This is a genomic window from Winogradskyella sp. SYSU M77433 (assembly GCF_029911945.1).
Taxonomy (GTDB): domain Bacteria; phylum Bacteroidota; class Bacteroidia; order Flavobacteriales; family Flavobacteriaceae; genus Winogradskyella.
The window spans coordinates 408,763-423,262 of sequence record NZ_JARYTG010000003.1; the positions used below are offsets into that span (position 1 = coordinate 408,763).

At 32.3% G+C, this 14,500-nt stretch carries 16 protein-coding genes; 4 read left to right on the forward strand and 12 right to left on the reverse strand.

The features are described 5' to 3' along the window. Positions 1 to 7 precede the first annotated feature (7 nt). The gene (locus QGM60_RS07865) at positions 8 to 943 is read left to right on the forward strand and encodes a type IX secretion system membrane protein PorP/SprF (protein ID WP_281139690.1); all 936 of its coding nucleotides are present in this window, start codon (positions 8 to 10) and stop codon (positions 941 to 943) included. 13 nt (positions 944 to 956) lie between these two features. After that, a complete protein-coding gene (locus QGM60_RS07870) occupies positions 957 to 2,861 on the forward strand; it encodes an OmpA family protein (RefSeq protein WP_281139691.1) in 1,905 nt (634 codons plus the stop codon). A gap of 56 nt (positions 2,862 to 2,917) precedes the next feature. Here the strand turns inward: QGM60_RS07870 and QGM60_RS07875 are convergent, their stop codons facing one another. The 3 genes from QGM60_RS07875 to pdxH form a co-directional block, all read right to left on the reverse strand. Then, a complete protein-coding gene (locus tag QGM60_RS07875) occupies positions 2,918 to 3,832 on the reverse strand; it encodes an ADP-ribosylglycohydrolase family protein (protein ID WP_281139692.1) in 915 nt (304 codons plus the stop codon). 137 nt (positions 3,833 to 3,969) lie between these two features. Beyond that, a complete protein-coding gene (locus QGM60_RS07880; RefSeq protein ID WP_281139693.1) occupies positions 3,970 to 4,467 on the reverse strand; it encodes a CAP domain-containing protein in 498 nt (165 codons plus the stop codon). A gap of 211 nt (positions 4,468 to 4,678) precedes the next feature. Then, positions 4,679 to 5,326 carry a pyridoxamine 5'-phosphate oxidase gene (gene pdxH / locus QGM60_RS07885; protein ID WP_281139694.1) on the reverse strand — a complete coding sequence of 216 codons (648 nt, stop codon included), beginning with the start codon at positions 5,324 to 5,326 and terminating at the stop codon, positions 4,679 to 4,681. A 69-nt stretch (positions 5,327 to 5,395) separates the two neighbouring features. Here pdxH and QGM60_RS07890 point away from each other — a divergent pair, with 69 nt between their 5' ends. Continuing rightward, the gene (locus tag QGM60_RS07890) at positions 5,396 to 5,809 is read left to right on the forward strand and encodes a hypothetical protein (RefSeq protein WP_281139695.1); all 414 of its coding nucleotides are present in this window, start codon (positions 5,396 to 5,398) and stop codon (positions 5,807 to 5,809) included. Here the strand turns inward: QGM60_RS07890 and QGM60_RS07895 are convergent. From QGM60_RS07895 to rpsA, 7 genes are all read right to left on the reverse strand, one after another. Beyond that, on the reverse strand, positions 5,802 to 6,710 hold the full coding sequence (locus QGM60_RS07895; RefSeq protein WP_281139696.1) for a ribonuclease Z: 909 nt from the start codon (positions 6,708 to 6,710) through the stop codon (positions 5,802 to 5,804). The genes QGM60_RS07890 and QGM60_RS07895 overlap by 8 nt on opposite strands. Continuing rightward, positions 6,707 to 7,147: a hypothetical protein gene (locus QGM60_RS07900; RefSeq protein ID WP_281139697.1), complete on the reverse strand. Its 441-nt coding sequence runs from the start codon at positions 7,145 to 7,147 to the stop codon at positions 6,707 to 6,709. The genes QGM60_RS07895 and QGM60_RS07900 overlap by 4 nt, the downstream gene beginning before the upstream one ends. 1 nt (position 7,148) lies before the next feature. Further along, positions 7,149 to 7,481: a ribonuclease Z gene (locus QGM60_RS07905; RefSeq protein WP_281139698.1), complete on the reverse strand. Its 333-nt coding sequence runs from the start codon at positions 7,479 to 7,481 to the stop codon at positions 7,149 to 7,151. 3 nt (positions 7,482 to 7,484) lie between these two features. After that, the gene (locus QGM60_RS07910; RefSeq protein WP_281139699.1) at positions 7,485 to 8,414 is read right to left on the reverse strand and encodes an aspartate carbamoyltransferase catalytic subunit; all 930 of its coding nucleotides are present in this window, start codon (positions 8,412 to 8,414) and stop codon (positions 7,485 to 7,487) included. A gap of 29 nt (positions 8,415 to 8,443) precedes the next feature. After that, the gene (gene pyrR / locus QGM60_RS07915) at positions 8,444 to 8,983 is read right to left on the reverse strand and encodes a bifunctional pyr operon transcriptional regulator/uracil phosphoribosyltransferase PyrR (RefSeq protein WP_281139700.1); all 540 of its coding nucleotides are present in this window, start codon (positions 8,981 to 8,983) and stop codon (positions 8,444 to 8,446) included. 137 nt (positions 8,984 to 9,120) lie between these two features. Next, the gene (locus QGM60_RS07920) at positions 9,121 to 9,864 is read right to left on the reverse strand and encodes a T9SS type A sorting domain-containing protein (protein WP_281139701.1); all 744 of its coding nucleotides are present in this window, start codon (positions 9,862 to 9,864) and stop codon (positions 9,121 to 9,123) included. A gap of 353 nt (positions 9,865 to 10,217) precedes the next feature. Continuing rightward, a complete protein-coding gene (gene rpsA, locus QGM60_RS07925) occupies positions 10,218 to 12,050 on the reverse strand; it encodes a 30S ribosomal protein S1 (RefSeq protein ID WP_281139702.1) in 1,833 nt (610 codons plus the stop codon). Between the two features lie 289 nt (positions 12,051 to 12,339). On the opposite strand from rpsA, the gene QGM60_RS07930 reads away from it, so the two are divergent. Next, a complete protein-coding gene (locus QGM60_RS07930; protein ID WP_281139703.1) occupies positions 12,340 to 12,717 on the forward strand; it encodes a LysM peptidoglycan-binding domain-containing protein in 378 nt (125 codons plus the stop codon). A gap of 52 nt (positions 12,718 to 12,769) precedes the next feature. Here the strand turns inward: QGM60_RS07930 and cmk are convergent, their stop codons facing one another. Together cmk and porQ are read right to left on the reverse strand one after the other, a co-directional pair. Further along, on the reverse strand, positions 12,770 to 13,459 hold the full coding sequence (gene cmk / locus QGM60_RS07935) for a (d)CMP kinase (protein WP_281139704.1): 690 nt from the start codon (positions 13,457 to 13,459) through the stop codon (positions 12,770 to 12,772). Continuing rightward, positions 13,460 to 14,479, reverse strand: a complete 1,020-nt coding sequence (gene porQ, locus QGM60_RS07940) for a type IX secretion system protein PorQ (RefSeq protein WP_281139705.1) — start codon at positions 14,477 to 14,479, stop codon at positions 13,460 to 13,462. Between the last annotated feature and the right edge of the window lie 21 nt (positions 14,480 to 14,500).

Below are 14,500 nucleotides of genomic sequence, written 5' to 3' on the forward strand. Positions count from 1 at the left end.
TTAACCGATGAAGTTATATAAATTAATAAGTAGTGTATTGCTCCTTTTGTGTGTTTCTGCAGTTTTCGGACAGCAGCTTCCACAATTTACACAGTACATGTTTAATACTATTTCTATAAATCCCGCTTATGCAGGAAGCAGAGAAACACTAAGTATCGTTGGTTTACATAGAAGCCAGTGGGTTGGCTTAGAAGGAGGCCCAGAGACACAAACCCTATCTATACATACTCCTATGAGAAATGAAAATATGGGTTTAGGGATTTCTTTTATAAATGATCAACTAGGTTATGAAAATTTCTCTTATTTATATGCTGATTACTCTTATACCATAAAGACTAGTGAAAAAACAAAATTAGCTTTTGGTATTAAAGGTGGTGTTACACATTATACTCTAGATGAAGAATTACTAAACGACCCTAGTGTTATTAATGATCCATTCTTTGCAGATGTATCTAATCGATGGAGTCCAAATTTTGGAGCTGGAATTTATTTACACAACCAATTATGGTACATTGGTTTATCTGCTCCCAGAATATTAAATACCGATTACAACAAAGGTGAAAACGGAACTCTTGACTATGTGGCTTTAGAAAGAATCAGTTATTATTTTACTGGTGGTTACGTTTTCACGCTTAGCGAAAACACAAAATTGAAACCTTCGGTATTATTAAAAGCAACCAATGGTGCGCCACTTTCTTTTGATGCTTCGGCAAACTTTTTGTTCTATGAAAAGTTTTGGATTGGTGGTGGATATAGATTTGATAATAACGCTGGTGCTATTGGAGGCATTGCTGATTTTCAAATTTCAAAACAACTACGAGTTGGATATGCATATGAATATCCTATTTCTGATATAAGACCTTACACAGGTGGAACACATGAGGTTCTTTTAATGTTTGAAGTCTTTAAAAGCAAACGAATTAAATCGCCAAGATACTTCTAAATTGAAACGGATTATGAAAACAAGACTATTAGCTTTACTTCTAATTATTGCTTCGTCAGTTTCTTTTGCACAAACGAAATTGGCTGATAAGTTTTTTGATAACTATGGTTATGTAAAAGCCATAGAACTTTATGAAAAAGCTTTAGAAAATGGTGATGACAGTGAACACGTGCTAACTCGATTAGGTGATGCAAATTACAATAATTCCAAGTCTGATAAAGCTGCTTATTGGTATGGTGAAGCCATAAAAAAACATAAAAAAATAGATGCTGAACATATGTTTAAATACATCCAATCTTTAAGAAGTATTGGTAAGTATGACGAGGCAGATAAATGGTTTAAAGAGTTAAGTGCTGCTCAACAAGGTGATAGTAGACTAAAAGGTTATAACCCAGATGAGACAGATATATACAGTAAGCTAACAGCAAAAAATGAGATTCTAGTAAATATAGAAAACTTACCATTTAACTCTGAAAATTCAGATTTCGGTTCTTTTCAAGCTGATGGAAAATTATACTTTGCATCATCAAGAGGTGATGGAAAAGTTTATGACTGGAATAAAGAACCTTTTTTAGATTTATATGTCGTTGATGTTAATGAAAATGGTCAAAGTATTAACTATGGTTCACCTACAGAGCTTGAAGCTGAAGCTATAAATTCTGAATATCACGAAGCTTCTATTGCCATAACTAATGATGGTAAAACCTTGTATTTTACCAGAGATAATGTTAACAAACGCAAAAGGTTAAATTACGACAAAGAAGGCACAACACACCTTAAGATATATAAAGCAAACTTAGTGAATAAAACCTGGTCTAATGTTGTAGAATTACCTTTTAATGATGATGTTTTCTCAACAGGTCATCCTGCTTTGAGTGCCGATAATAAGACCTTATATTTTGTATCTGACAGAGAAGGTGGTTTTGGACAAACCGATATTTATTCTGTAAAAATAAATGATGATGGTTCTTATGGAGAGCCTGAAAATTTAGGCGATAAAATCAATACCGAAGGACGAGAAATGTTCCCTTTTGTTAGCAAAGACAGTACCTTATACTTTTCTTCAGATGGTTATCTTAATCTGGGTTTGTTAGATATTTTTAAATCTAATATCCTAAAAGGAGACAACTCAGAACCTGAAAACATTGGCGCACCTTATAATAGTGGTTATGATGATTTTGCATTTTTTATAGATTCTGACAAACAATCTGGTTATTTCTCTTCAAATAGACCAAATGGTAAAGGTGGAGATGATATCTATAGCTTTAATTCACACTTATGTCAACAAAAATTAAAAGGTATTGCCAGAGATTTAAGAACTGATAACCCATTAGAAGAAGTTACTGTTAGACTCATTGATGAAACCGGTAAGGTCATTGATGAAGTAACCACTAATAGTAATGGCGAATATATTTTCCCTAAAATAGACTGTAGCAAAACCTATACTGTAGTTGGAAGTAAGCCTGATTATAAAGATGATCAAAAATCAATTACCACTTCGGAGGAAAACGAAAAATCTAATAATGTTGACTTAAATCTTGAGCCATTAATTGTCAGCAATCAAATTGTAATTAACCCTATTTTCTTCGATTTTGATAAATCTAATATTAGAACCGATGCAGAATATGAGCTTGAGAATATTGTTGATGTTATGCGTAAGCATCCTACAATGGTGATTAAAATAGAATCGCATACTGATAGTCGAGGAAGAGATAACTACAATCTTAAATTATCTGACCGAAGAGCAAAATCTACAAGAGACTATATCATCTCTAGAGGAATTGCTTCAGAGCGAATAGAAAGTGCTATTGGTTACGGAGAAACTCAATTATTAAATAAATGTGCTAACGGAGTAACATGTACGGAAGAAGAGCACCAGCTCAACCGAAGATCTTACTTCTATATTTTGGAAGATTAATAACCTTCCTCAAATTAGTTTTTTTAAAGCAAGCTTGCCATGAGCTTGCTTTTTTGTTATGACCAATTTTTATTTGAAAGATAAGCTTCTATAGTCTTATCTATCCATGTATATTCTTTAAGCTCTTTTAGGTTAAATAAGAGTTCTCTAGGAATATTGCTATATCCAATAAATGCACCTGCTATTTGACCTGCAATTGAACAATTAGTATCTGTATCACCACCTAAACTAATAATCTGTTTATACACATTATGTAAACCTAATTTTGGAACCATGCTTGCATAAGCAATAGCTAATGGAATAGAGTTTACCACATATCCATCACTCCCTAATTTGCCTACTTCATTTACGTCACAGTTCAATTTATTTATGGTAATTAACCTATCTCTTACTCTCGTATCAGGAATTTGCTCAATAATTATTTCTAACAAATTTTCTAAGCCTGTCCAAGTTCCTTCTATAATGGCTTGAATTGCTAAAAACACAGATAAAGCTCCTACATAAGCTTCATCATTATGATGAGTTATAATTGAAAAATTTCTAATGAAATCTCTAGATACTTTTGTTTCAAAAGCTAAAGGAGCTACTCTCATAGCAGAACCATTACCTGCTGCGTATTCACCTTTTCTACCTACCTGACTCCAATGGCCACCAACCTCTAACTCTTGCATGGCTTTAAGGGTACTAGCACCTAACCCTGTTAGCTTTCTTGATTTATAAAATTCTAGATATTTTTTTGCAAAAATCTCTGCATCTAAACTTTCATTTTCAGTTATTGCCTCACAAGTAGCAATTGTTAATTGAGTATCATCTGTAATACCCCAAATCATATCTTCTGATTCAGGCTTACCATAAAGGAAATATGTTTCTTTTGAATTTTGAATAGGCAAAACATTCTCATGACAACTCCCATAAGCATCGCCAATCGCTCCTCCCATAATACAGCCTTTAAATCTATCTGAAATCTTCATCTACTTTAAAAGAAGAAATTTAAATAAATTTTAATTAAGTCTACAATCTTAATAGCATAGTTATTTATTTCATTAGAAATAAAAAAGCCACAATCACATTGTGGCTGTTGGGGCTATTAATCAACTTTTATAGCGGTTTATCGCTTAATGAAAATATTTGTGAAAAACCATTTTCCTTCGCTATTCATTTCGGCAGATACGTCAAAATCTGTGTAATTGCCTTCTATGTTCTCTTTATGACTTGGACTATTTAACCAAGCATTAACCACAGAAGCAGCCGAATTAAATCCGTAAGCTACATTTTCGGTAACTAAATTGGCATGTGCATTAACTTCTAAACTTTGCTTTCTTTGAAAAAAGTTATCATGAGATACATTGTTTACCTCAATCATATAATCAGTATGAGTATAAGCTACAGCTTTAACTATGGTATGTTGATTTAAGGCATTTAATCCTTGGGTAATTCTGTAATTATTAATTAGCTCCATAATCTCAATTTCAATTTGTTTGGCTTGAGGAGCTTCAGATACTTCTATAGCATTCATTTGGTCGTCTAAAGTATCTTCTGAAGAACAAGATGTAAGGCCTAAGAGGGCAACAATAGCCAATAATGGCAATAGTTTAGTCACTTTCATAAGTAGGTTATTTAGGTTTGGGATTACTAATTTAACAGCGGAAATTTGCTAAATTGTTAAAGAAAAGTTAAAATCGATTAAAAACATGCATTTCGTCGATTTTAAATGTAAAACATCGACGAAATACATAATTCAGGATAATAAAAATGCGTTTAACCGTTAAAAAACAACATTTCAACGACTATTAAAACACAGAATATTAGTTAAAAAATTAAGGGGCTAATCTTTCAATTTTCCAATCGAAATCTTCTTGTAGTTTGTATCGTATTCTATCGTGAAGTCTATTGGGTCTACCTTGCCAAAATTCGAGTTCTACAGGCTTTATGATATAGCCTCCCCAATGTTTTGGTCGTTCGATTTCCTTACCCTCGTATTCTAGTTCTAAATCCTTAAGTTTAGATTCTAGTTCTTCTCTATTTTTTACCACCTCACTTTGGTTAGAAACTAAAGCACCAAGTTGGCTACCTCTGGGACGAGACTCAAAATAACCATCGCTTAAATTTTCAGCAATTTTTTCGGCTTTACCTTTAATTATAATTTGTCTTTCTGCTGAATGCCAAAAGAAAGATAGACATACATGTGGGTTTTCTGCAATAGCTTTTCCTTTTTCACTATTATAGTTGGTATAAAAAATAAATCCTTCGTGAGTATATTTTTTTAATAATACTACTCTACTTTTTGGATAACCATCTAATCCTATGGAAGATACCGTCATAGCATTAGGCTCTTCAACATCAAAATTAGACTCCACCTCTACAAACCAATTTCTAAATAACTCTATTGGGTTATCTGGCACATTATCAAGTAATAACTCGCCTTTTTCGTAAGATTTTCTATAGTTACTGAGGTCTTTTTCCATGGTATTACGAAGATACTTCAATTTTTTGATTAGATAAAAAAAAGACTATTTTAGAGAAAATTTTTACAAATGCGATTTGAAGATTCCCCTTATTCCAAATCAATACAACACAAAAAAGTCATTCTTGACTTTGGTTCTTACTACTTATGTGACAACTTTTTTATAATGGAAGTTAATGAGGGTGAACACTTTAATTGGAACAAATTAGGAGAGGTTCTTATTTCGCTTAGAGCACATTATGGACATCATAAAACCCTTGCCTATATAGCTAACAGAGTAAATGCCTACTCTATTGACCCTGTTTTATGGTCGTATTTTGATAAAGATGATAGTATTTTAGTAGCTGCTTCTATTGTTAGTTATAGAGATTCTACATTTATAAATGCTAATATTGAAAAGCAACTCGCCTCAATACCAATAAAAAGAGCTTTAAGTTTAGATGAAGCTATAGACTGGGTACAAAAACTTAGTGAGTTTAATTAAACTCAAAAGACTTACCGTCTTTGGCTAAAAGTACATTCTCAAAGACCGTCTGTGCTTCTTGTTTAAATTCGTCGTAACCATTGTAGCGCGTAGAATAATGACCAAGAATTAAATGATCTACATTAGCTTTTTTTGCAATAGTTGCAGCTTGGATAGCCGTACTGTGCTTTGTTGGTGCACAAAGTATTTTATTCTTTTCTAAAAAAGTAGATTCGTGATATAGAACTGTAGCCTCTTTTATTATAGGAATAATTGCTTCGTTGTAAACGGTATCGCTGCAAAATGCATAACTTAATGAAGGATTAGGATCCATTGTAACAGTATTGTTATCAATCAAAACACCATCTTCATTTAAGACATCAGCTCCTTGTTTTAGCTTTCTGAAATATGCCACATTAATATTGGCTTCTGTGACTGCTTCAATATCAATTTTTCTATCATTTTCCTTTTCTTTAAAAAGAAATCCGTTGGTATAAATGCGATGGTCTAAAGGTATAGTGTGTACTTCAACGTTGTCATCTTCATAAATTAATTCGGATTGTTTGGAAGACAATTCATGAAAGATTAAGGGATAATTAGTCCAACTATCCGAAAGTTTCATTTGTAACGTTATAACTTCCTTTAAACCTTTTGGAGCATATATATGAAGTTCGGTTTCTCTTGTTAACAGCCTAAATGTGCTAATTAAACCTACCAAACCAAAATAATGATCACCATGAAGATGCGATATAAAAATGTGCTTTATTCTTGAAAACTTTATCTTATTTCTGCGTAGCTCTACTTGCGTACCCTCACCACAATCAATAAGAAACATATGATTCTTTATCTCTAAAACCTGAGATGTAGGATTGGTATTGGTACGTGGTGTGGCGCTATGACAGCCGAGAATGGTGAGTTTCAATTTTTATGTGAATTTAAATTCAAATATGTTCTAATTAAATCCAACTCTTTGAGTGCTGGATTCTTATTAGGTATTTTCTTTATTTCAAAGCTAGTATTATTATAATGAATTGCAGAAATCACATAATAATTTTCAAGATCTTGGGTAATTATTACATCTTTTATCTCTGCAATTAGAATTTTTTGTTTGTTTAAGATAAATGACGATAATTTTATTCCTTTAACTATATATCCTCCTTCTATAAAAGTTATACGAGTCATGTAAAGAATCGAAAAAAACAAAAAAGCCATTATAAAATCGAAAGCTTTATTATGAACCTCTTTTTCAAAAAGCCCTTCGAATGGAATAGAAATTATGCCAAAAACAATCAATAGAATAAAAAACCAAATGAAATCTAAGATTTTCTCTTCTTTTAGTATGATAGCCTCATTATTCAAACTAAAACCCTAAATCTCTTTCAATATCTTCCATCTCAATAACATCGTAAGCTTCATGCATGGTAGGAACTACGATGATTTCATCTGGCATTTCATCTAAATCTACTTTATCTGAAACAACAACAAACGATTTTTTATCACCGCGATGATTGTTAGATAGGCGTAAAAACTCAATAATATCTTCTAAAGAAATTTTATCCAAGCTCGATAAATTCACAATAAGATGGTCATTCTTATACTTATCGTAAGCCTGTTCTATATTGTTGACCAACGTTTTTACTGAAGCTTTTTCTTGAGTAATGATTGTAATATTTCCATCTCTATCTATAATCATAACTTACTTTTTTATTTTAGACGCCAGCAAATAGATTACAGCCATTCTAATAGCTACACCATTTTCAACCTGGTTTAAAATTATGGCTTGTTTAGAATCTGCTACATCACTAGTTATTTCTACACCTCTATTTATTGGACCAGGATGCATGATTATAATCTCTTTTTTTAGACTATCTAAAATCTCCTTATTGACACCAAATTGCTGAGTATATTCTCTTGTCGATGGAAAATAACTAATATCCATTCGTTCGTTTTGAACTCTAAGCATATTAGCCACATCACACCATTCTAGGGCTTTCATAAGATTTGTCTCTACCTTAACACCCAATTCCTTTATATATTTTGGCAGTAATGTTTTTGGTCCACAAACCATAACATTAGCACCTTGAAGTTGTAAAGCATAAATGTTTGAAAGTGCTACCCTACTATGAAGAATATCACCAACAATAACAACATTTTTACCTTTAACACTTCCTAGCTTTTCTCTTATGGAATAAGAATCTAATAAGGCTTGTGTAGGATGCTCGTGCGCTCCATCACCTGCATTGACTATACTTGCATTAACGTGCTGAGATAGAAATATTCCAGCACCAGGATTAGGATGACGCATAACAACCATGTCTACTTTCATAGATAAAATGTTATTAACCGTATCAATAAGAGTTTCTCCTTTTTTTACTGAAGACTGAGCTGCTGAAAAATTAATAATATCTGCAGAAAGCCTTTTTTCTGCTAATTCAAATGAAAGTTTTGTTCTTGTAGAATTTTCAAAGAATAAGTTAGCAATAGTGATATCTCTAAGCGAAGGGACTTTCTTAATAGGCCTATTAATGACTTCTTTAAATTGATCTGCAGTTTCAAAAATAAGATCTATATCTTGCTTTGTAAGATATTTTATTCCTAATAAGTGGTCTACACTTAATTCGCTCATAATTGTTTAATTAGAAGTCTCAGTTAATTTTATTTATCAATTAAATATACAGCATCTTCACCTTCATTTTCTACCCAATTGACTTTCACTTTTTGATTATCAATAGCGTCTACCTGTCTTCCTCTATAATTTGGTTGTATTGGTAAATGTCTACTGAATCGTCTGTCAATTAATGTAAGAAGTTCTACATTCTTTGGTCTTCCAAATGATTGTATTGCTGTTAAAGCAGATCTTATACTTCTGCCAGTATACAATACATCATCTATAAAGACAACGTTTTTATCTTCAACTATAAAATTTATTTCGGTAGTATTGGCTTCTAAAGGTTTATCTCCCCTTCTAAAATCATCTCTAAAAAAGGTAATGTCTAAATGACCTAATTTTATATCCTTTATTTTATACTCTTCTTTTAGCATTGATGCCAAACGGTCTGCTAAAAAAGTACCTCTAGGCTGAATGCCTATTAACACTGTTTGAGAAAAATCATCATGATTTTCAATGAGTTGACAAGCCAATCTGTGAAGGGTAATATTTACTTCTTTAGAATTAAGTAAGACTTTTTTACTCATATGCTTACAGGACGTTACTAATTAGCAAAGTTAAAACAAAAAGTTAGGGTTTCCAATTAGATTTGTAAGCTATAAAACAAGAGGAAGCTCTTTTTTATAGAACTTCCTCTCACACACTTTGTTGAGTTGACTATTAATTAGTACTTAATAAACTTGTAAGTGTAATTTTCTGTTTCATTAATTAAATTTAATACATAGAAACCATCACTAAGATAAGATGTGTCTATAGCTGCAATGTTTTCATCTGTCTCTATTATCTGAACTATTTTTCCATCTAAACCATAGATTTGATAAGAGTTATAGCTTGTATTATTAACCAATCTTATTTGATCTTGACTAACTAATACTTTTACATTATTCTCTTCAACATCTACACTTGAAAGCGTTGCATCAAATACACTATTCATAGTAATTGATGTACCACTTAATAAGGATGATAAATTAATAAGCGCTTGATTATTCTTATAAACCCTTAGGTAATAAGCATCAGAAGGAGTAACATTGTCTAAAACAACCTCAAAGCTACCTCCAACTAAGGCAACAATATTGTAAGAATCACATTCTAATTCTTGCAATTGCCCTAAATCATCACTAGGAGCTAAGAAAATCTGATAATCAATATTTGCCACTAATGTAAGACCAAGGCTTGCCATGCCTATCTGAACTTTGTTATCACCAGGACTAACAACATGTTTATAAAAAACATCTTCAGATGTATCACAAGCAGGTGTTAAACCTGAATTTGTGGCAGAATTGTAATTTAGAATATTAACAGAAACACTGGTTCCATTAATTTCGATGGCATTTTCAATAGTGTTACCATCTTGGGCATTTATTGCAAAAGCAACAAACAACCCGACACAGAGTAAAGTTTTTTTCATAATATAAAGATTTTGGGTTATTGGGTTATACTGTTATTAAGACTAGGGTTAAAATGAGCCTTATTAGTTAAATCTTAGGGTTTATATTATTGAAATTTTGGGTTATAGATGCTTTAGTTCATATTTCTAAAATTATATTTTGGGTTATTGGTATTCACTTAAATTTAACACTTATTTTTAATGAAATACTAATTATTTGGCTGAAATACACTTTTTTTTAACATTTCAAACTCAATTTTACGAATTGTACTACAAATATAGTCTTCTGAATAACAGTTTGTTACAAAAAAAAGCCTTTCATTTCTGAAAGGCTTTAATCATTTTAGGTTGAAAATTCAGCCTATAAGCTGATTTTATTTTCCATCCATTTTATCTTTAAGAGCTTGTAAAGCATCGTTTGCATCACCTAATGTTGGTTTAGCTTCAGCAGCTTGTGCTTCAGCTTTCTTAACAGCTTGCTTAACGATATTTGCTTCTTCTTCTCTAAATACAGCAGTATGAGATGCTACAACACGCTTGAATTCTTTGTTGAACTCAATGATTTTGAATTCTGCTTCTTCACCTTTTTTAAGTTTAGAACCATCTTCTTTTTCTAAATGACGTGCTGGTACAAATGCTACAATATCCTCATTAAATTCTATTGTTGCTCCTTTATCTACCATTTCTGTAATAGCAGCAGTATGAGAAGTACCTACAGCAAACTCAGTTTCATATTTATCCCAAGGGTTTTCCTCAGTTTGTTTATGACCTAGAGATAACTTACGACCTTCTACATCTAACTCTAATACAACAACATCTAACTTGTCACCTACGTTACAGAACTCAGATGGATGCTTAATTTTCTTAGTCCAAGATAAATCAGAGATATAAATTAATCCATCAATACCTTCTTCTAATTCTACAAACACACCAAAGTTTGTAAAGTTACGTACAATACCTGTGTGCTTAGAACCTACAGGGTATTTAGTTGTAATGTCTGTCCATGGATCTGGTGTTAATTGCTTAATACCTAGAGACATCTTACGATCTTCTCTATCTAATGTTAAAATAACTGCTTCGATTTCATCACCTACAGATACGAAATCTTGAGCAGAACGTAAATGTGTAGACCATGACATTTCACTAACGTGTACTAAACCTTCTACACCATCAGCAACTTCAATAAATGCACCGTAATCAGCAATAACTACAACTTTACCTTTTACTTTATCTCCAACTTTAACCTCTTCTGATAAAGCTTCCCAAGGATGCTTAGATAATTGCTTAAGACCTAATTGAATTCTTGATTTGTTTTCATCAAAATCAAGGATTACAACGTTAAGTTTTTGATCTAACTCAACAATCTCATTTGGATGGTTGATACGAGACCAAGATAAGTCTGTAATATGAACTAAACCATCTACACCACCTAGATCGATAAACACACCATAAGAAGTAATATTTTTTACAACACCTTCTAATACTTGTCCTTTTTCTAACTGACCAATGATTTCTTTCTTTTGCTCTTCGATATCAGCTTCGATAAGCGCTTTGTGAGAAACTACTATGTTTTTGAATTCGTGGTTGATTTTCACAACTTTAAATTCCATAGTTTTATTTACGTACTGATCGTAATCTCTAATTGGCTTCACATCGATTTGAGAACCTGGTAAGAATGCTTCGATTCCGAAAACGTCAACGATCATACCACCTTTAGTTCTACACTTTACGAAACCATTTACGATTTCACCAGTTTCGTGAGCTTTGTTTACTCTATCCCATGCTTTAATTACACGAGCTTTTCTGTGAGATAATACTAACTGACCTGTAGCGTCTTCACGTACGTCAATTAACACCTCTACTTTATCACCAACTTTTAAATCTGGATTGTAACGGAACTCGTTAAGAGAAATTACACCTTCAGACTTAGCGTTAATGTCAATAATAGCATCTCTATCCGTAATATGAATAACTTCACCTTCTACAACTTCATCATCTAAAGTGTCTACGAAATTTTCAGATACTAACTTTTCAAATTCTTCTAATTTTTTGTCTTCAACTTGCTCAATTCCTTCTTCGTAATTGTGCCAATCGAATTCTTTTAAGAATTTTTCTGGATTTGCTTGAGCTTCAGATACTACTGGAGCCTCTGCTACTTTTGCTTCAGTTGCTTCAACTTCAGCTTGTTTTGTTTCTTTTTCAGACATGCGCTGAATAAAAATTTGTATTCTGTATTGTTTGAAAGATTAACGGAAAACTTTACAGAAGTTATTAATTAAAAAATGTGTTTCCTTTTCCACTTTCTCTAGTCCGCTAAAAAAGGAGTGCAAAAGTAGTATATATTTTACTGAAAACCAAACATTAAATATTGTGACTTCAACATTTTTTAGGTGTCTTAATGTTACATTATCAATTTGATGTTGAGTAGATTAAAAAATACTGCTAAAATTGGTATATTTACGAGTAACATATAAACAAACTAAAAACTATAAAATCATGGTTAAAGCAAAATATCAAGATGTTCTTGATTTAGGAGAAAAATTGAACATCCAAAACGGTAAAGTAGAAGAAACTGACGGAAAACTAAAAGTTTGGGGAACAGCCGCTACACAATATGAAAAAAACTTACTTTGGGACGAAATAAAACGTATTGGTGGTGAAAATCCTTCTGATATAATGGCTGATATTAAGGTTGCAGACGAATCAGTTTATGCAAGACATACGGTTAGTTCTGGCGAAACTTTAGGGAAAATTGCTAAGCAATATTATGGTGATCCTTCAAAATACCAAAAGATTTACCAGGCTAATACAGATATTCTAAAAAGTCCGGATTTAATTTATCCTGATCAAGAATTAGTGATTCCTAATATTTAATTAAGAAAGAAAATCTTTATACAAAGCGGTCTAATTTATTTTAGGTCGCTTTTTATTTTTCTATCATTTGATTAATTAAGTTAAGAATACTTTGAACTTGTGCTTCAATAGTTAAACCTGAATTATCAATTTCTATAGCATCATCAGCTTTTACTAAAGGAGAATCTTCTCGAGTGGAATCTATATAATCTCTTGTTGTTACATTTTCAAGAACTTCTTCATAACTCAACTTTTGTCCGCGTTCTAAAAGTTCTTTATAACGTCTTTCTGCTCTTGTTTCTGCAGATGCTGTCATGAAAATTTTTAATTCTGCATCAGGAAAAACAACGGTTCCAATGTCTCTTCCATCCATAACGATGCCCTTCTCTTTTCCCATGAGTTGTTGCTGCTCTACAAGTTTTCGTCGTACTTCAGACAATGTAGCAACAGGACTCACAAAACTTGAAACCTCCATGGTTCTAATGTCTTTTTCAATATTTTCTCCATTCAAATACACTTCAGCAAAACCTAAAGTTTCATTAAACTTAAATGTAATATTTACATCATCAAGATTTTCAATTAATTGCTCTTCATGAAAAAAGCCATCTCCTATAAAATCGTTTTTTAGAGCATAATACGTTACAGCTCTATACATGGCACCAGTATCTACATAAACATAGTTTAAGGTCTTTGCCAATTGCTTAGCAATAGTACTTTTTCCTGTAGAGGAAAATCCGTCAATAGCAATAACTATTTTCTTCATTTATCTTAAATCTATTTGTAGCCCAAAAAAGCTTGTGTTAGAAGCGCTAGTATATCTGGCATGTGTATAACTAAAGCGCATCTTGTTTAGTTTTATTCCCACACCAACTGAAAGTCCAGAAAAATTTCTTTGATCTACAATCCTAAGTTCTTCGGCTCTTCTAAAATTATAACCCAATCTTATATTGAAACCTCCTTCAGGAAAGAGTTCTGCTCCTAGAATAAGATGCCTTAATCCTTTATTGAAAAAGCTAACTTTTTCTTGAGTTTGGTTTCCATCCAAGTCCGTTGTTGCTCTCGCAGGATTAGCCACCGAAATTGGCCAACGTTGTAAATTTTCTAAGGTTAAATGCCAGCGTAAAGGTACATTTTCTAAAGTTTGAGACATTCCAAAATTAACTTCGAGAGGCAATGGTTCGTTTTGTCCTGCGTAAGTTGAAAATTGTGTTCCAATATTTCTAATGGTTAAAGCCGCATGAAAATCTAACTTTTCATTAATATACATAGCACCAATATCTACAGCTCCTCCAACGGAATTGTATTGTTCTAATAAAGAGGTTATGATTTTTACATTTGCTCCAACATAAAAATCGGTAAAAGGGATATTATAGTTATAACCGAATGAAATAGCTGCTTCATTTCCAGTAAATGTTCCTGTGGACACACCATTAACATCATAACCATCAAAAGAACCGTAATTTATATAAGTGACACCAAAATGGAAGGTCTGTACGTGTCTATCCCAAGTGTAGGCATAAGCTGCAGTTCCGTAAGTTATTCCCCCTAAATAATTTGAAACATTTACAGCAAGCTGATTACCCATTTCGTAATTAATTGAAGCTGGGTTGTAAAGGCCTTCCGTTACATCATGATCGAAATTTGTGATAATTTTTCCTCCTAAAGCAGCCTGTCTTGGTGAGGATACTAAGTTGAGAAATTGATAAGTAGATTCACCTCCTAATTGAGCGAATAAAGGCACGGCTAATAGTAGAAAATGTAAGGTAAGAATCCTCTTAATCATAGATTTGCAAAATAACTAAAT